This window comes from Pseudomonas sp. Leaf15, assembly GCF_001421425.1.
Lineage (GTDB): Bacteria > Pseudomonadota > Gammaproteobacteria > Pseudomonadales > Pseudomonadaceae > Aquipseudomonas > Aquipseudomonas salomonii.
Window position 1 is genome coordinate 510,053 of the sequence record NZ_LMKI01000001.1, and the last position, 16,881, is coordinate 526,933.

17 protein-coding genes are annotated in these 16,881 nt (G+C 59.5%); 2 read left to right on the forward strand and 15 right to left on the reverse strand.

Translation table 11 applies throughout. The features are described 5' to 3' along the window. Positions 1–139: 139 nt before the first annotated feature. Entirely contained in the window at positions 140–349 is a 210-nt protein-coding gene (locus ASE80_RS02495; RefSeq protein ID WP_002554837.1) for a cold-shock protein, read from the forward strand. Positions 350–609: 260 nt separating this feature from the next. Here ASE80_RS02495 and rpoS read toward each other — a convergent pair whose 3' ends face one another. From rpoS to ASE80_RS02535, 8 genes are all read right to left on the reverse strand, one after another. Next, complete coding sequence (gene rpoS, locus ASE80_RS02500; RefSeq protein WP_056857520.1) at positions 610–1,620, reverse strand: RNA polymerase sigma factor RpoS; 1,011 nt, start codon at positions 1,618–1,620, stop codon at positions 610–612. A 106-nt stretch (positions 1,621–1,726) separates the two neighbouring features. Next, the gene (locus ASE80_RS29715; protein WP_065928988.1) at positions 1,727–2,569 is read right to left on the reverse strand and encodes a peptidoglycan DD-metalloendopeptidase family protein; all 843 of its coding nucleotides are present in this window, start codon (positions 2,567–2,569) and stop codon (positions 1,727–1,729) included. 209 nt (positions 2,570–2,778) lie between these two features. Further along, entirely contained in the window at positions 2,779–3,414 is a 636-nt protein-coding gene (locus tag ASE80_RS02510; RefSeq protein ID WP_169850588.1) for a protein-L-isoaspartate(D-aspartate) O-methyltransferase, read from the reverse strand. Between the two features lie 41 nt (positions 3,415–3,455). Then, positions 3,456–4,205, reverse strand: coding sequence for a 5'/3'-nucleotidase SurE (gene surE / locus ASE80_RS02515; RefSeq protein ID WP_056857522.1), 750 nt, complete (start codon positions 4,203–4,205; stop codon positions 3,456–3,458). Continuing rightward, positions 4,193–5,251, reverse strand: a complete 1,059-nt coding sequence (gene truD, locus ASE80_RS02520; RefSeq protein ID WP_056857523.1) for a tRNA pseudouridine(13) synthase TruD — start codon at positions 5,249–5,251, stop codon at positions 4,193–4,195. The genes surE and truD overlap by 13 nt, the downstream gene beginning before the upstream one ends. Next, the gene (ispF, locus tag ASE80_RS02525) at positions 5,248–5,721 is read right to left on the reverse strand and encodes a 2-C-methyl-D-erythritol 2,4-cyclodiphosphate synthase (protein WP_012722614.1); all 474 of its coding nucleotides are present in this window, start codon (positions 5,719–5,721) and stop codon (positions 5,248–5,250) included. Before ispF ends, truD begins: the two co-directional genes overlap by 4 nt. A 54-nt stretch (positions 5,722–5,775) precedes the next feature. After that, positions 5,776–6,621 carry an S-formylglutathione hydrolase gene (gene fghA, locus ASE80_RS02530; protein WP_017137161.1) on the reverse strand — a complete coding sequence of 282 codons (846 nt, stop codon included), beginning with the start codon at positions 6,619–6,621 and terminating at the stop codon, positions 5,776–5,778. 8 nt (positions 6,622–6,629) lie between these two features. Beyond that, a complete protein-coding gene (locus ASE80_RS02535; protein ID WP_017137160.1) occupies positions 6,630–7,742 on the reverse strand; it encodes an S-(hydroxymethyl)glutathione dehydrogenase/class III alcohol dehydrogenase in 1,113 nt (370 codons plus the stop codon). Positions 7,743–7,851: 109 nt separating this feature from the next. On the opposite strand from ASE80_RS02535, the gene ASE80_RS02540 reads away from it, so the two are divergent. After that, the gene (locus ASE80_RS02540) at positions 7,852–8,748 is read left to right on the forward strand and encodes a LysR substrate-binding domain-containing protein (RefSeq protein WP_056857524.1); all 897 of its coding nucleotides are present in this window, start codon (positions 7,852–7,854) and stop codon (positions 8,746–8,748) included. 195 nt (positions 8,749–8,943) lie between these two features. Here ASE80_RS02540 and ispD read toward each other — a convergent pair whose 3' ends face one another. The 7 genes from ispD to ASE80_RS02575 form a co-directional block, all read right to left on the reverse strand. Then, positions 8,944–9,651 carry a 2-C-methyl-D-erythritol 4-phosphate cytidylyltransferase gene (ispD, locus tag ASE80_RS02545; protein ID WP_056857525.1) on the reverse strand — a complete coding sequence of 236 codons (708 nt, stop codon included), beginning with the start codon at positions 9,649–9,651 and terminating at the stop codon, positions 8,944–8,946. Further along, positions 9,648–9,926, reverse strand: coding sequence for a cell division protein FtsB (gene ftsB / locus ASE80_RS02550; protein ID WP_017137157.1), 279 nt, complete (start codon positions 9,924–9,926; stop codon positions 9,648–9,650). The genes ispD and ftsB overlap by 4 nt, the downstream gene beginning before the upstream one ends. 170 nt (positions 9,927–10,096) lie before the next feature. After that, positions 10,097–11,386 carry a phosphopyruvate hydratase gene (gene eno, locus ASE80_RS02555; protein ID WP_017137156.1) on the reverse strand — a complete coding sequence of 430 codons (1,290 nt, stop codon included), beginning with the start codon at positions 11,384–11,386 and terminating at the stop codon, positions 10,097–10,099. Between the two features lie 157 nt (positions 11,387–11,543). Next, complete coding sequence (gene kdsA / locus ASE80_RS02560; protein ID WP_010212442.1) at positions 11,544–12,389, reverse strand: 3-deoxy-8-phosphooctulonate synthase; 846 nt, start codon at positions 12,387–12,389, stop codon at positions 11,544–11,546. Between the two features lie 5 nt (positions 12,390–12,394). Further along, positions 12,395–14,026, reverse strand: a complete 1,632-nt coding sequence (locus ASE80_RS02565) for a CTP synthase (protein WP_056857526.1) — start codon at positions 14,024–14,026, stop codon at positions 12,395–12,397. 273 nt (positions 14,027–14,299) lie between these two features. After that, positions 14,300–15,619: a tRNA lysidine(34) synthetase TilS gene (gene tilS / locus ASE80_RS02570; RefSeq protein WP_056857527.1), complete on the reverse strand. Its 1,320-nt coding sequence runs from the start codon at positions 15,617–15,619 to the stop codon at positions 14,300–14,302. Positions 15,620–15,809: 190 nt separating this feature from the next. Continuing rightward, on the reverse strand, positions 15,810–16,757 hold the full coding sequence (locus ASE80_RS02575) for an acetyl-CoA carboxylase carboxyltransferase subunit alpha (RefSeq protein ID WP_017137153.1): 948 nt from the start codon (positions 16,755–16,757) through the stop codon (positions 15,810–15,812). Positions 16,758–16,881 lie beyond the last annotated feature (124 nt).

A 16,881-nucleotide genomic window follows, 5' to 3' on the forward strand; every position in this document is an offset into this window, starting at 1 on the left:
TGCTTGTGTCACTGAGAATCTCTACACGATATGTTGAATTTCGATCCAACCATCTCCAAGAATTTTTCCTGCTCTTTGCACTCAGTCTCGGCCAGGGCTTTTCCTGAGTCGCAGTTAACTTTGTTCAAGGAGTTACACCATGTCTAATCGCCAAACTGGTACCGTTAAGTGGTTCAACGATGAAAAAGGCTTCGGCTTCATCACTCCACAATCCGGTGACGACCTGTTCGTTCACTTCAAAGCTATCCAATCCGACGGCTTCAAAAGCCTGAAAGAAGGCCAACAGGTTTCTTTCATCGCTACCCGCGGTCAGAAAGGCATGCAAGCTGAAGAAGTTCAAGTTATCTAACTTGTACTGACTTAGTCGAAAAAACCCCGCCCTTAAAAGCGGGGTTTTTTTATGCCTGATCGTTCCCACGCTCTGCGTGGGAATGCCTCTTGTGACGCTCTGCGTCACGCTTGGGGACGCTCTGCGTCCTGGGCTGCATTCCCACGCAGAGCGTGGGAACGATCAGGGTAGGTACAAAAAAATGTGGGAGCAGACTTTATGCGGGAGCTGGCTTGCCAGCTTCCACATAAAGTCTGCTCCCACATTTTGTTCAGCGTCGCTTATTGGAACAACGACTCACTCGACAAGCCGTTCTTCTCGAGGATCTCACGCAAGCGCTTGAGACCCTCTACCTGGATCTGCCGCACCCGCTCACGGGTCAGGCCGATTTCCAGGCCCACATCCTCCAGGGTGCTGCTCTCATGGCCGCGCAGGCCGAAGCGGCGAATCACCACCTCGCGCTGCTTGTCCGTGAGCTCCGACAACCACTGGTCAATGCTTTGGGAAAGATCATCGTCCTGCAACAGCTCACAAGGATCTGTCGGGCGATCATCCGTCAGGGTGTCCAGCAGGGTTTTATCCGAATCCGGACCCAGCGAGACATCGACCGAAGACACGCGCTCATTCAAGCCGAGCATGCGCTTGACCTCTCCCACCGGTTTTTCCAGCAGGTTGGCGATTTCTTCAGGCGAAGGTTCATGATCGAGTTTTTGTGTCAGCTCACGCGCCGCCCGCAGGTAGACGTTGAGCTCCTTGACCACATGGATCGGCAACCGGATCGTGCGGGTCTGATTCATGATCGCCCGTTCGATGGTCTGGCGGATCCACCAGGTGGCATAAGTAGAAAAGCGGAAGCCCCGCTCAGGGTCGAACTTCTCCACCGCCCGGATCAAGCCCAGGTTGCCCTCCTCGATCAGGTCCAACAGCGACAGGCCACGATTGACGTAGCGTCGGGCGATTTTCACCACCAGCCGCAGGTTGCTTTCAATCATGCGCTTGCGCCCAGCCGGATCGCCCTTTTGCGACAAGCGCGCAAAATGGACTTCTTCTTCGGGAGTCAGCAAAGGGGAAAAGCCGATTTCATTGAGATACAGCTGCGTGGCGTCGAGCGCCCGCGTGTAGTCAATGTACTTGTGTTGCTTTAACGCGGTGGAGTTCTTGGATTTGGTGCGAACTGAAGGAGTTGGAGACCCTTCATCATTCGACATCGATTCCTTTTCGGTGAGTATCTCCATTTCAAGGAGAACCTCATCGTCGATGTCAAACTCCGGCGCTTCTTTACTGAGAGCCATTGTTATAGTCCTTTGGTGAGTTCGACCTCAAGCTCAAGCGACGCCTTTATCCTTGGCAACGCTGGAGCCTGTTCCTTCTACGTGAGGGAACAGGCTGTGCAACACATCAACGACGGGGTAGGAATTGCAGCGGATCTACAGGTTTCCCTTGGCGGCGAATCTCAAAGTGCAGTTTCACCCGGTCTGTACCAGTTGACCCCATTTCGGCAATTGTCTGTCCGACTTTGACCTGCTGCCCCTCCCGAACCAACAGCCTGCGGTTATGACCGTAGGCACTGACGTAGGTATCGCTGTGTTTGATGATGACCAGCTCGCCGTAGCCCCGTAAACCACTCCCGGCGTAAACCACTGTCCCATCAGACGCAGCTAAAACAGGCTGTCCCAAATCCCCGGCGATATCAATGCCTTTATTCAAACTACCGTTTGAAGAGAATTTTCCAATCAGCACCCCGTTTGAAGGCCATCCCCAACCGGTCGGCGCCGGCCCGGCAGGTGGCAACGGCGCAGCTGCCGGCTTGCTCGCAACCGCAGGCGCGGCGGTGCCTGCAGGCCTGGTGATGATCGTGGTTTTGCTTGAAGACGAGGCCGAAGATCCGGACTTTGTCACAACTGCCGTCGAGGCCGAACCGGTCCGCCCATCGAAACGGATGGTTTGCCCCGGATGTATCGTATAGGGCACAGGAATATTGTTACGAGCTGCGAGCGCCTTGTAATCCCAGCCGTAACGGAAGGCGATCGAGAACATCGTGTCCCCCTTTCGCACTACATATTGCCCGGTGGTGACCGTCGGTTTTTGCGGCACGGCGCTGGCACCGCTTCGGTCGACAACCCGAGCGCCACTGGACGGAGAGCTTGAGCAACCCACCAATAAGGAACTCAAGACGAGGCCAAGCACCAGTCGCTGAAAACTTGTTTTACTCATACGCTGCGCAAGACCTGTGAGACTCACCCGCCGCTCCCTTTGTGCTGGCCGAACATGAATGCCTGTATCAGGCTTGAAATATGTCGCAAGTATAACTGGGCATTGGCTTTTTACCGGCACACGACTGAAACGAAAAATTCATCATGTTTAAACCCGGCGTCCAATCATGTTGACTCAATAAGCCCCGCCGTAAGACACATCCCCATCAACAGAATTCACTGTTTACAAAGAAATGATCAGGCCAGCGGGCCATTGAGCAGCGGAACGAAGCGCACGGCACCCAGTACATGCCGGGAAAAACCTTCGTCCTCTCGGATAATGAGCATCAATTGTTGCACTTCGCCAGAGCCCACCGGGATGACCAGGCGCCCGCCAGGTGCGAGCTGATCGAGCAACGCCTGGGGCACATCGGTGGCGACCGCCGTGACGATAATGCCGTTATATGGCGCCAGCGCCGGCCAGCCTTCCCAACCGTCGCCCCAACGGAACACCACGTTGCGCAGGTTGAGTTCCACCAGGCGCTCCTTGGCGCGGTCCTGCAGGACCTTGATGCGCTCCACCGAGAACACCCGCTCCACCAGTTGCGAGAGCACGGCGGTCTGGTAACCCGAGCCGGTGCCGATCTCCAGCACCTTGTCCAACGGCCCCGCCGCCAGCAGCAGTTCACTCATGCGTGCAACCATATAAGGCTGCGAGATGGTCTGGTTGTGGCCAATCGGCAACGCAGTGTCTTCATAGGCGCGATGCGCCAGCGCCTCATCCACGAACAGATGCCGAGGCGTGCGCCGGATGACTTCCAGCACCTGCGCGTTGGACAGGCCTTCTTCATACAGACGCTGGATCAAACGCTCGCGGGTACGCTGGGAGGTCATCCCGATGCCACGACGCAACAGGTCGTCTTGTTCACGCGCCATTAACGCAGCCCCTCAAGCCAACCATCCAGACTACTGAAGGCATCACTGAAGGTGCGATCGAGCTGCAACGGGGTAATCGAAACATAACCTTGCATCACCGCATGAAAGTCGGTGCCGGGGCCGCCATCTTCGGCATCGCCGGCGGCAGCAATCCAGTAACCTTCCTTGCCACGCGGGTCGACCACCTTCAACGGCGCTGCCGCACGGGCGCGATGGCCCAGGCGGGTCAGCTGAATGCCGCGGATATGGTCGAGGGGCAAATTGGGAATATTGACGTTGAGCACCGTGCGCGGCGGCAAGTCCAACGAGCCGTGGGCCTCCACCAGCTTGCGGGCGAAATACGCCGCCGTCGCCAGGTTATCCAGTTGCCGTGAGGCAAACGAAAAAGCGAATGAAGTGCGCCCCAGGAAACGCCCTTCAAGGGCCGCCGCCACGGTGCCGGAATACAGCACGTCATCGCCCAGGTTGGCGCCCAGGTTGATGCCCGACACCACCAGATCCGGCTCCTGTTTCAACAAGCTGTTGATTGCCAGGTGCACGCAGTCGGTGGGGGTGCCGTTCACGCTGATAAAGCCATTGGCCAGAACCTGCGGGTGCAGTGGACGGTCGAGCGTCAGCGAACTGCTGGCGCCGCTCTTGTCCTGGTCCGGGGCAACCACCACGCACTCGGCGTAATCCTGCAGCGCAGCATAAAGCGCGGCAAGACCGGGTGCGGTGGCACCGTCATCGTTTGATATCAGAATACGCATGGGTTGTCCGTCGGCCCCACCGGCACCAGATCAACAAGCTCGCGCACCAACACAGTGGCGAAGCATCCGGCCGGCAGGACGAATTCCAATTGCAGAATGTCAGGACCGGGATAATGCCACGTCAACCCGCCAATGGGCAGTCGCAGAATGCGACGTTCCTGGCTCATGCCGGCGTTCACCAGCCAATCGCGCAGCTCTGGCTCGCTGGCGGCAATGGTTTGCTCAAGCGTGTGGGTCGCGCCGCCGGCCGGTGAATCACCCTCGCCCCACTGTGGGCCGGTGGGGTGCAGGTCCAGAATCGCCAGGCGCGGGTCGCTGCATTCAGCCTCGCCCGCCGGGAAAAAACTGCGACTGTCGGTAAACGCCAACAGGTCACCGACCTGGGCACGCTGCCAGGAGCCGTCCGCAACCCGCGCCGCCAACACTTTGTTAAACAGAAAGCTGCGCGCGGTCGACAGCAGCCGCGAACGCACATTGCGCTGTTCCGGCAACGCCTTGCGCGCCGCCCAATCGCGGGCATCCACGACGTTGCCGCCGTTATGGCCGAAACGCTGGGCGCCGAAGTAGTTCGGGATGCCGTGCTGAGCGATCAGCTGCAAGCGTGCGTCAATGGCGGCGGTATCGCCGGCCAATTGCGTCAGGCGCAGGGTAAAGCCGTTGGCCGAATGCGCGCCGCGTTGCAGCTTGCGCCTGTGGCGGCCCATCTTAAGAATCTTGAGGGTGTCGTTTTCGGCGCCGCTCATGTCCGGGTCGGCCTTGCCTGGCAGTTGCACGCTGAACCACTGACGGGTCAGCGCCTGACGGTCCTTGAGCCCGGCGTAGCTGACGGTGCGCAAGGGCACGCCGGCAGCCTTGGCGATACGGCGCGCAGCCTCTTCGGTATTCAGGCCGCGCTTTTCGACCCACAGCCACAGGTGCTCACCGTCGCCGCTCAGGGGGATGTCCAGCACTTCGTCGACCTGGAAATCTTCAGCCGTCGCTTTCAACACCGCGCTGCCCAAAGCCTCGCCATAGGCACGCGGGCCCAGCAATTGCAGATCATTCATGCGCGCAGCAACAAGGCGACGGAGTGCACCGCGATGCCCTCTTCCCGGCCGGTAAACCCGAGCTTTTCGGTGGTGGTGGCTTTCACGTTGACTTGATCCAATTCAATTTGCAGGTCGGCGGCAATCAGCGCTCGCATCGACTCGATATGCGGGGCCATTTTCGGTGCCTGGGCCACGATGGTGTTGTCGACGTTGCCGACCTTCCAGCCCTTGGCGTGGATCAGGCCGACCACATGGCGCAACAACACACGGCTGTCCGCGCCCTTGAAGGTCGGGTCGGTGTCTGGAAAGTGCTTGCCGATATCGCCCAACGCGGCCGCGCCGAGCAAGGCATCGCTCAAGGCATGCAGCACAACGTCGCCGTCGGAATGAGCCAGCAACCCATGGTGGTGTGCAATGCGCACGCCGCCCAAGGTGATGAAATCGCCTTCAGCGAAACGGTGCACATCGTAGCCGTGGCCAATACGCATAAAAAAACGCCCCGATTTAATTCAGGGCGTGATTCTACCTACTTTTGCCTCACATTAACCGAGCAAAGCACGACCATGATGTCGCAAATGGTCTTCGATGAAGCTGGCGATAAAGAAGTAGCTGTGGTCGTAGCCCGGCTGCAGGCGCAGTTCCAACGGGTGGTTGGCGGCCTTGGCCGCTTGCTGCAACGCCTCAGGCTTGAGCTGCACGGCAAGGAAATCGTCGCGATCACCCTGGTCCACCAGCAACGGCAGTTTTTCCGAGGCTTCGCTGATCAGCACGCAGGCATCCCACTCGCGCCATTTGGAGCGTTCCTCACCCAGGTAACGGGAGAAGGCCTTTTGGCCCCACGGGCAATCCATCGGGTTGTTGATCGGCGAAAACGCCGACACCGATTGGTAACGCCCCGGGTTGCGCAAGGCACACACCAGCGCACCGTGACCGCCCATGGAGTGGCCGCTGATACCGCGCTTGTCTGAAGCCGGGAAATGCGCTTCAACCAATGCAGGCAATTCCTGCACGACATAGTCATGCATCCGATAGTGCTTGGCCCACGGTTCCTGCGTGGCATTCAGGTAGAAGCCGGCGCCGAGGCCAAAGTCCCAAGCGTTGTCCGGATCGCCCGGCACACCCGGCCCGCGCGGGCTGGTGTCGGGTGCGACGATGATCAACCCAAGCTCGGCGGCCATGCGCTGGGCGCCGGCTTTTTGCATGAAGTTCTCATCGGTGCAGGTAAGCCCCGACAGCCAGTACAGCACTGGCAACTTGCCGCCCTGCTCCGCCTGCGGCGGCAAGTAGACGGCGAACGTCATGTCGCAACCGAGCACATCGGAATGATGCTTGTAGCGTTTATGCCAGCCGCCGAAGCTCTTCTGGCACGACAGGTTTTCCAGGTTCATGGCCGACCTCAGAAGTGGATGACGGTACGAATGCTCTTGCCTTCATGCATCAGGTCAAACGCTTTGTTTATGTCTTCCAGGCCCATGGTGTGGGTGATAAAGGTGTCCAGCGGAATCTCGCCGGTCTGGGCCATTTCCACATAGCTTGGCAATTCGGTACGGCCGCGCACGCCGCCGAACGCCGACCCGCGCCAGACGCGACCGGTGACCAGCTGGAATGGGCGGGTGGAAATTTCCTGGCCGGCACCGGCCACACCGATGATCACCGACTCGCCCCAGCCTTTGTGGCAGCACTCAAGTGCGGCGCGCATCAGTTGTACGTTGCCGATGCACTCGAAGGAGAAGTCCACGCCGCCGTCGGTCAAGTCGACGATCACGTCCTGGATGGGGCGGTCGTAGTCTTTCGGGTTAATGCAGTCGGTGGCGCCCAGTTGCTTGGCGATTTCGAACTTGGCTGGGTTGATATCGATGGCAATGATGCGACCAGCCTTGGCCTTGACCGCGCCGATCACCGCCGACAGGCCGATGCCGCCCAGGCCGAAGATGGCCACGGTGTCGCCCGGCTTGACCTTGGCCGTATTGATCACTGCACCGATGCCGGTGGTGACGCCACAGCCCAGCAGGCAGACTTTTTCCAGCGGTGCTTCTTTAGGGATCTTGGCCACGGAGATTTCCGGCAACACGGTGTACTCGGAGAAGGTCGAGGTGCCCATGTAGTGGAAAATCGGCTGGCCCTTGTAGGAGAAACGCGTAGTGCCGTCAGGCATCAGGCCTTTGCCCTGGGTGGAGCGGATGGCCTGGCACAGGTTGGTCTTGCCCGACAGGCAGAATTTGCACTTGCCGCATTCCGGGGTGTACAGCGGGATCACGTGGTCGCCCACCGCGACCGAGGTCACGCCCTCGCCGATCGCTTCGACCACCGCACCGCCCTCGTGACCGAGGATCGACGGAAAAATGCCTTCCGGGTCGGCGCCCGACAAGGTGTAGGCGTCGGTATGGCACACGCCGGACGCAACCACACGCAACAGCACCTCGCCGGCCTTGGGCATGGCGACATCCACTTCAACGATCTCAAGGGGCTTTTTAGCTTCAAAGGCTACGGCGGCGCGGGACTTGATCATCCGGGTTTCTCCAGGGAGTTAAAAACTGAGGCAGTGAGTGTAAAACATGGCTCAGTGATGAATAATCCAGGCAAAAGCAAAACATTATTGCCATACAGGGATAATCAACATGCTGGAAAACCGCTGGGAAGGCATCGATGAGTTCGTTGCTGTAGCCGAGTGCAGCCAGTTCACGGCGGCGGCCGAACGGCTTGGGGTTTCTTCATCGCATATCAGCCGGCAGGTGGCGCGCCTGGAAGAACGGCTGCAAACGCGCTTGCTCTACCGCAGTACACGCAAGGTGACCCTGACCGAAGCCGGCCAGACCTTTCTGCAACATTGCCAGCGCTTGCAGGATGGTCGTGAAGAAGCCTTGCGCGCAGTGGGCGACCTCACCAGCGAGCCCAAGGGCATGTTGCGCATGACCTGTGCGGTGGCGTATGGCGAGCGCTTTATCGTGCCGTTGGTCACGCGGTTCATGGGCCTGTTCCCGCAGCTGCGCGTGGATATCGAATTGAGTAATCGCCAGTTGGACCTGGTGCACGAGGGGCTGGACCTGGCGATTCGCCTGGGGCGCTTGCAAGACTCACGCATGGTCGCCAGCCGACTGGCACCTCGGCGCATGTACCTGTGCGCGTCGCCGTCCTACCTGGCGCGGTATGGTCGCCCACATAGTTTGTCGGAATTGAGTCGGCATAACTGCCTGATCGGCAGCTCGGATATCTGGCAACTGGCCCAGGATGGGCGGGAATTTTCCCAACGGGTGCAGGGAAACTGGCGCTGCAACAGTGGGCAGGCGGTGCTGGATGCGGCGCTGCAAGGGGTTGGGTTGTGCCAACTGCCGGATTATTACGTGCTGGAGCATTTGCACAGTGGCGCGCTGGTGTCGTTGCTGGAGGCGCATCAGCCGCCGAATACGGCGGTGTGGGCGCTGTATCCGCAGCAGCGGCATTTGTCGCCGAAGGTCAGGAAGCTGGTGGACTTTTTGAAGGCTGGGTTGGCTGAAAGGCCGGAGTACTGTGGCTGATTATTCGGCGCCTGTACCGGCCTCATCGCGGGCAAGCCCGACTCCCACAGGGGAATGCATTTCAAAGGTGGAACTGGCTTGCCTCCCAAAGGGGAATGCCTTTCAAAGGTGGGAGCTGGCTTGCCTCACAAAAGGGAATGCATTTCAAAGGTGGGAGCTGGCTTGCCTGCGATGAAGTCGACACGGTTTAACTGACTACCTGCGGTTAGCCCACCGCAACCGGAGCCATTCAAGATCCTCTGGCCGGGTCACCTTGATGTTGTCCGATCGCCCCTCGATCAAGCGCGGCGCTTGACCGGACCATTCCATGGCCGAGGCTTCATCGGTGATCACCGCATCGGCCACCAGGCTGTCAGCCAAGGCGCGGTGCAAGGCGCCCAGACGGAACATCTGCGGCGTATACGCCTGCCAGATCAAGCTGCGGTCGACGGTTTCGACCACACGGCCATGCTTGTCGACGCGTTTGAGCGTGTCGCGAGCCGGCACGGCCAGCAGGCCGCCAACGGGATCATCGGCCAGTTCAGCCAGGAGTTTGTCGAGGTCATCCCGGCTCAGGTTCGGCCGCGCTGCATCATGCACCAGCACCCAGTCATCATCACTGGCGCCCAGGGCGTTGAGTTGCAACAACGCATTGAGCACCGAGCCCGAGCGCTCGTCGCCGCCGTCCGCACGCACGATGCGTGGGTCGTTGGCACACGGCAGGTTTGGCCAGTAAGGATCATCGACAGCAAGACTGACCACCAGCCCTTTGAGGCCTGGATGGTCGAGAAAACAGCCTAGGCTGTGTTCCAGAATAGTGCGCCCGCCCAGTTGCAGATACTGCTTGGGACGGTCCGCAGCCATACGGGCACCCACGCCCGCGGCAGGAATCACGGCCCAGAAGGCCGGTAAAGACTCAATCATTGGGCCAACTGGTAGAGGGTTTCACCCTCCTTGACCATGCCCAACTCATGGCGAGCCCGCTCTTCAACGGTCTCCGTACCTTTTTTCAGCTCAAGCACTTCGGCGTCGAGGACGCGGTTACGCTCCAGCAGACGTTCGTTTTCGGCATGCTGGTCGGCAATCTGCTGGGTCAACTCTTTTACCTGCGCAAAGCTGCCATTACCCACCCATAGGCGGTATTGCAGGCCAGCCAGCAACAAGAGCAAGACGAGGAACAACCAATTGGGACTGCGCATCGAAATCCGGGTATCCAGTAAAAAAAGACAGCCATGTAAAACTTTTACAGCAACTGATAGCACGAAGCCTGGAAGACCCAGGCTTGTGCTTGATAGCCATCAGATTAGCGCCGAAATACACACTGTCGTGAATTTTCCGACACAATCCTTAGACTTTTACCACTTAACAATCAGCCGCGAAACTCGCTGCGACCGTTGTACTTGGCTTTACCTGCCAGTTGCTCTTCGATACGCAGCAATTGGTTGTACTTGGACACACGATCGGAACGGCACAGCGAACCGGTCTTGATCTGGCCTGCCGAAGTGCCCACAGCCAGGTCGGCAATGGTCGAATCTTCGGTTTCGCCGGAGCGGTGCGAGATCACAGCAGTGTAGCCCGCAGCCTTGGCCATCTGGATGGCTTCCAGGGTTTCGGTCAGGGTGCCGATCTGGTTGAACTTGATCAGGATCGAGTTGGCGATCTTTTTGTCGATGCCTTCTTTCAGGATCTTGGTGTTGGTGACGAACAGGTCGTCGCCCACCAGCTGGATCTTCTCGCCGATCTTGTCGGTGAGGACTTTCCAGCCATCCCAGTCGGACTCGTCCAGGCCGTCTTCGATCGAGATGATCGGGTAGCGCTCGGTCAGGCCTTTGAGGTAGTCGGCAAAACCTTCCGACGTGAACACGTGGCCTTCGCCGGACAGGTTGTACTTGCCGTCTTCGTAGAATTCGCTGGCCGCGCAGTCCAGGGCCAGGGTCACGTCGGTGCCCAGCTTGTAGCCGGCGTTGGCCACAGCTTCGGAGATGACTTTGAGTGCATCTTCGTTGGACGCCAGGTTCGGTGCAAAACCACCTTCGTCACCGACCGCAGTGCTCAGGCCACGGGCCTTCAGCACAGCCTTGAGGTGATGGAAAATCTCGGTACCCATGCGCAGGCCTTCGGAGAAGGTCTTGGCGCCCACCGGCTGCACCATGAATTCCTGGATGTCGACGTTGTTATCGGCGTGCTCGCCACCGTTGATGATGTTCATCATCGGCACCGGCATCGAGTAAACACCCGGGGTGCCGTTCAGGTTGGCGATGTGCGCGTACAGCGGCAGGTCCTGGTCCTGTGCAGCAGCCTTGGCAGCGGCCAGGGACACGGCGAGGATGGCGTTGGCGCCCAGGCTGCCTTTGTTGTCGGTGCCGTCGAGCTTGATCATCGCGTGGTCCAGGGCTTTCTGGTCCAGCGGGTCTTTGCCCAGCAACAGGTCACGGATCGGGCCGTTGATGTTGGCTACAGCTTTGAGTACACCTTTGCCCAGGTAACGGCTCTTGTCGCCATCACGCAGTTCCAGCGCTTCGCGCGAACCGGTAGACGCACCGGACGGCGCGCAGGCGCTGCCGATGATGCCGTTATCGAGAAGCACGTCGGCTTCGACGGTGGGGTTGCCACGGGAGTCGAGAACTTCACGACCTTTGATGTCGACGATTTTTGCCATTGTTGTAAACACTCCAAAGTTGACGAAAACGACGCAGCTGTAGGAAATCTTTTGACCGACCGCAAGGGTGGAACAACAGGGCAGGCTTGCAGGCGACAAGGCTCAGGCCCGCGGGCCTGAGCGTTTAGCGTGGGATACTTTACCGGAGAAACGCGACTTACGCGGTCTCTACCGTCGGAAAACTCTTGACCAGCTCGTCCAACTGCTTCAACTGGGCCAAAAACGGCTCCAGCTTGTCCAGGCGCAGGGCGCAAGGGCCGTCGCACTTGGCGTTGTCCGGGTCCGGGTGAGCTTCCAGGAACAGGCCCGCCAGCGACTGGCTGATGCCCGCCTTGGCCAGGTCCAGCACCTGGGCACGTCGCCCGCCAGCGGAATCGGCGCGACCACCAGGCATTTGCAGCGCGTGGGTCACATCGAAGAACACCGGGTATTCGAACTGTTTCATGATGCCGAAACCGAGCATGTCCACCACGAGGTTGTTGTAGCCGAAGCTCGAACCGCGCTCGCAGAGGATCAACTGGTCGTTACCCGCTTCCACGCACTTGTTCAGGATGTGTTTCATTTCCTGGGGCGCGAGAAACTGGGCTTTTTTGATATTGATCACAGCGCCGGTCTTGGCCATCGCCACGACCAGATCGGTCTGGCGCGACAGGAAGGCCGGCAACTGGATGATGTCGCACACCTCGGCGACCACGGCAGCCTGTTCAGGCTCGTGGACGTCGGTGATGATCGGCACGCCGAAGGCTTGCTTGATGTCCTGGAAGATCCGCATGCCTTCTTCAAGGCCAGGGCCGCGATAGGAGGTCACGGACGAACGGTTGGCCTTGTCGAAGCTGGCCTTGAACACGTAAGGGATACCGAGCTTCTCGGTCACTTTTACGTACTCTTCACAGACCTGCATCGCCATGTCGCGGCTTTCCAGCACGTTCATGCCGCCGAACAGCACCATGGGCTTGTCGTTGGCAATCTCGATGTCGCCTACGCGAATGATCTTCTGGGCCATCAGGTTTACGCCTTCTTCTGATGTTGCGTCAGTGCTGCTTTAACGAAACCGCTGAACAACGGGTGACCGTCACGCGGCGTCGAGGTGAACTCAGGGTGGAACTGGCAGGCCACGAACCACGGATGATCCGGCGCCTCGACCACTTCAACCAGCTTGCCATCACCGGAGCGACCGGAGATTTTCAGGCCGGCTTCTTTGATCTGCGGCAGCAGGTTGTTGTTCACTTCGTAGCGGTGACGGTGACGCTCAACGATCACGTCCTTGCCGTAGCAGTCGTGAACCAGCGAACCCGGCTCCAGCAGGCAGTCCTGTGCGCCAAGGCGCATGGTGCCGCCCAGGTCGGAGGTTTCGGTACGGGTTTCAACGGCGCCGGTGGCGTCTTCCCACTCGGTGATCAAGCCTACGACCGGGTGGCCGCTGGTGTGATCGAACTCGGTGGAGTTGGCGTCTTTCCAGCCCAGCACGTTACGCGCGAACTCGATAACGGCCACTTGCATGCCCAGGCAGATACCCAGGTATGGCACTTTGTTTTCACGGGCGTATTGAACCGCGGTGATCTTGCCTTCCACGCCACGCAGGCCGAAACCGCCGGGTACGAGGATCGCGTCAACACCTTCGAGCAGCGCAGTGCCCTGGTTCTCGATGTCTTCGGAATCGATGTAGCGCAGGTTGACCTTGGTACGGTTGCTGATACCGGCGTGGCTCATCGCTTCGATCAGCGACTTGTACGCGTCCAGCAGTTCCATGTATTTGCCGACCATGGCGATGGTGACTTCGTGCTCAGGGTTGAGCTTGGCGTCAACCACCGCTTCCCATTCGGAGAGGTCGGCACTGCCGCACTGCAGGCCGAAGCGCTCGACCACAAAATCATCCAGGCCTTGCGCATGCAGGATGCCCGGGATCTTGTAGATGGTGTCGGCGTCTTCCAGGCCAATCACCGCACGTTCTTCAACGTTGGTGAATTGTGCAATCTTGCGACGCGAGGAAATGTCGATCGGGTGATCGGAGCGGCAGATCAGTACGTCCGGCTGCAGGCCGATGGAACGCAGTTCCTTGACGGAATGCTGGGTCGGCTTGGTTTTGGTCTCACCGGCGGTGGCGATGTACGGCACCAGGGTAAGGTGCATCAGCATCGCGCGCTTGGCGCCGATTTCGAAACGCAGCTGACGGATGGCTTCGAGGAACGGTTGGGATTCGATGTCACCTACGGTGCCACCGATCTCGACCATTGCCACGTCGGCATCGCCTGCACCCTTGATGATGCGGCGCTTGATTTCGTCGGTGATGTGCGGGATCACCTGGATGGTTGCACCCAGGTAGTCACCACGACGCTCCTTGCGCAGCACGTGCTCGTAGACACGGCCGGTGGTGAAGTTGTTGTTCTGGGTCATGGTCGTGCGGATGAACCGCTCGTAGTGGCCCAGGTCCAGGTCGGTTTCGGCGCCGTCGTGGGTGACGAACACTTCACCGTGCTGGAACGGGCTCATGGTGCCCGGGTCAACGTTGATGTACGGGTCCAGCTTGAGCATGGTGACCTTAAGTCCCCGCGCCTCCAGGATGGCCGCCAATGAAGCGGAGGCAATGCCTTTCCCCAATGAAGAAACAACACCGCCCGTGACGAATATGTAGCGCGTCATGAAAAACCCTAGAAGTCTGCGTTAAAGCGGTCCGAGCCGCCGGGGAAAGCGAAGGAAGGCCGAAGCCCCCGATCACCTGCATTAATCACAGTGCACCTTTCAAAAAAACCGCCGCGTGGTGACAGACCAGCAATGAAACACCGGTACGTTGATCGCTACACATTTTTTGGAATCGCCCAGCAAAGACTGCTTGGTAATCGGCAACTGCTGCGATTCAGTTGAATCCACAGAAGTTGTATCAAGAAGGGAGCGTAGTCTACCGGAAAGCCTCTATCAGCTCAAACCTTGATCGCACGTCTGTGGCATCCAATGTAATTGCCACTTGCCAGCCGAGCAGGCCCATGGCCCCGCAAGGGTTGGGACAGCCAGCAATTGCTCGCCCTGATAGAGCAGCGGCAATCTGCCACGGATGAAACCTGGCAAGCCACTTTCATTCAGCAGGCGCTTCAAGTCCCGCCGGCCTCGACCAGGCACATCGATGATTTCGCCGCCTTGGCGATATCGAATCACCAACGGGCCTGCGGGCGCGTCGCCGATAAATTCAAGCTGACCGTTACCGGGTAACTCTAGTGGGTTTTGCGGATGGGGCCAGCTCACCGGCGTGTCGGAAAACTCTGAGTAGGTGGAAGGCAACCACCACACGCGCTCGCCGCAGCGGTGCAACTGACCATCGGCCAGGCGCCACAGCGGTTGCGCATCCCCCCTGGCATCCCGCAAGGCATACCACCCGGCCCAGTGGTCGCTGTCGGGTAAACGCGTCAGCGGCGTCAGCCAATGGCGCAGGGCATTGCGCTGGCGAGCGTCGGAAAGCCCGCGCAAGGGAGCCAGGGCCAATGACGGCAAGGCCAGCCAGGGGAACGGCGAAGGTGGGTCGGCGGCTTGCAGGTCAATGACGGCCAATTCGTCGAGCAAGCCCTGGGCTTCGCTCAAATGCTCGGCAGTGCGGGCCAGGCTGGCGACAGCTTGGGGCCAACGCTCGGTCAGCAGCGGGAACACACGATGGCGCAGGTAATTGCGTGCAAACCGGGAATCGGCGTTGGAAGGGTCTTCGATCCATTGCAAATGATGTGCGCGGGCATAGGCCTCCAACTCAACACGCGATACATCCAGCAGCGGCCGCACCAAGTGCCCTCCCGCCAATGGTCGATGCACCGGCATGGCCGCCAAGCCTCGCACCCCCGCACCGCGCAACAGGCGAAACAGCAGGGTTTCGGCTTGGTCGTCACGATGCTGGCCGGTGAGCATCACCTGCCCTGCCCCGGTCACTTCGGTAAACGCCCGGTAGCGCGCCTCACGCGCTGCCCGCTCAAGGCTGGCACCCAACTGGACTTGCACGCGCATCACCTGCAAGGGCACGCCCAGCTCGTCACATACGGCCTGGCAATGATCTGGCCAGGCATCGGCGGCAGCTTGCAGGCCATGGTGGATATGGATTGCGCTGAGGGGCGGCAGGGTTTCGGTGTTTGCCAGGGAGGCCAGGAGGTGCAGCAGGACGGTGGAATCAAGGCCGCCAGAAAAGGCGATATGCCAGGCCGAGGCGTTGCGCCAGGGGGCGAGGTTTTGCAGAAGTTTGGCGGGTAAAGTAGGGCTCATCAAAAATACCGGCGCAGAACTGGAATACGGCAGCCAAGCATACACAAAGCAAATGTGGGAGCGGGCTTGTGTGGGAGCCGGGCTTGCCCGCGATGCAGACAACTCGGTTCATCTGTTACACCGAGTTGATGCTATCGCTGGCAAGCCAGCGCCCACATAAGCCAGCTCCCACATTGGGTACTGCGTCGACTTAGAGGCCGTAGCTCATCAGGCGCTCATAACGGCGCTTGAGCAGCGCTTCGTTGTCCAGCTTCTTGAGCATCGCCAGTTGCGAACCCAGCTCGGCACGGATAGTCGCAGCCGCGGCAGCCGGGTCGCGATGGGCGCCGCCCAACGGCTCGGCGATAACCTTGTCAACAATGCCCAGGCCTTTGAGGCGATCGGCGGTGATGCCCATGGCTTCGGCAGCGTCCGGCGCTTTTTCGGCGGTTTTCCACAGGATCGAGGCGCAACCTTCCGGCGAAATAACCGCGTAGGTCGAATATTGCAGCATGTTCAGTTGGTCGCACACACCAATGGCCAGCGCACCGCCGGAACCACCTTCACCAATCACGGTGGCGATGATCGGGGTTTTCAAGCGGGACATGACGCGCAGGTTCCAGGCGATCGCTTCGCTCTGGTTGCGCTCTTCGGCGTCGATACCCGGGTAGGCACCCGGAGTGTCGATGAAGGTCAGGATCGGCATCTTGAAGCGTTCGGCCATTTCCATCAGACGGCAGGCCTTGCGGTAGCCTTCCGGGCGCGGCATGCCGAAGTTGCGGCGCACCTTTTCACGCACTTCACGGCCTTTCTGGTGACCGATCACCATCACTGGCTGGTCGTCCAGGCGAGCGATACCGCCCACGATGGCTGCGTCGTCAGAGAAGTGGCGGTCGCCATGCAGCTCGTCGAACTCGGTGAAAATATGCTGAATGTAGTCCAGGGTGTACGGACGGCGCGGGTGGCGGGCCAGGCGCGCGATCTGCCAGCTGGTCAGCTTGCCGAAGATGTCTTCGGTAAGCGTGCTGCTCTTGTCTTGCAGGCGAGCGATCTCATCGCCGATATTCAGCGAATTGTCATTGCCGACCAGGCGCAGTTCTTCAATCTTGGCTTGCAGGTCAGCGATCGGCTGTTCGAAATCAAGAAAATTCGGGTTCATAAGCGTCCGTCTTGGGTCGACGGCCAGGGAGTGCCTGGCCAGCCGGTTGTCTATTCGCGCCCTACCTTAAGGGAGAGGCGCGTTTAGGTCGAGATTAAATGTTCAGCCGAGATCAGAGTTATCT

Bases quoted from the DNA above. Each gene is read 5' to 3' on its own strand.
- surE (WP_056857522.1), bottom strand. From the start codon at position 4,205: ATGCGTATTCTGATATCAAACGATGACGGTGCCACCGCACCCGGTCTT.
- ASE80_RS02510 (WP_169850588.1), bottom strand. From the start codon at position 3,414: ATGACCTCCCAGCGTACCCGCGAGCGTTTGATCCAGCGTCTGTATGAA.
- ispF (WP_012722614.1), bottom strand. From the start codon at position 5,721: ATGCGTATTGGCCACGGCTACGATGTGCACCGTTTCGCTGAAGGCGAT.
- ASE80_RS02495 (WP_002554837.1), top strand. From the start codon at position 140: ATGTCTAATCGCCAAACTGGTACCGTTAAGTGGTTCAACGATGAAAAA.
- ispD (WP_056857525.1), bottom strand. From the start codon at position 9,651: ATGATTGAGTCTTTACCGGCCTTCTGGGCCGTGATTCCTGCCGCGGGC.
- fghA (WP_017137161.1), bottom strand. From the start codon at position 6,621: ATGAACCTGGAAAACCTGTCGTGCCAGAAGAGCTTCGGCGGCTGGCAT.
- ASE80_RS02535 (WP_017137160.1), bottom strand. From the start codon at position 7,742: ATGATCAAGTCCCGCGCCGCCGTAGCCTTTGAAGCTAAAAAGCCCCTT.
- eno (WP_017137156.1), bottom strand. From the start codon at position 11,386: ATGGCAAAAATCGTCGACATCAAAGGTCGTGAAGTTCTCGACTCCCGT.
- kdsA (WP_010212442.1), bottom strand. From the start codon at position 12,389: ATGGCCCAGAAGATCATTCGCGTAGGCGACATCGAGATTGCCAACGAC.
- ASE80_RS02575 (WP_017137153.1), bottom strand. From the start codon at position 16,757: ATGAACCCGAATTTTCTTGATTTCGAACAGCCGATCGCTGACCTGCAA.
- ASE80_RS02565 (WP_056857526.1), bottom strand. From the start codon at position 14,026: ATGACGCGCTACATATTCGTCACGGGCGGTGTTGTTTCTTCATTGGGG.
- ftsB (WP_017137157.1), bottom strand. From the start codon at position 9,926: ATGCGCAGTCCCAATTGGTTGTTCCTCGTCTTGCTCTTGTTGCTGGCT.
- truD (WP_056857523.1), bottom strand. From the start codon at position 5,251: ATGAATGATCTGCAATTGCTGGGCCCGCGTGCCTATGGCGAGGCTTTG.
- ASE80_RS02540 (WP_056857524.1), top strand. From the start codon at position 7,852: ATGCTGGAAAACCGCTGGGAAGGCATCGATGAGTTCGTTGCTGTAGCC.
- tilS (WP_056857527.1), bottom strand. From the start codon at position 15,619: ATGAGCCCTACTTTACCCGCCAAACTTCTGCAAAACCTCGCCCCCTGG.
- rpoS (WP_056857520.1), bottom strand. From the start codon at position 1,620: ATGGCTCTCAGTAAAGAAGCGCCGGAGTTTGACATCGACGATGAGGTT.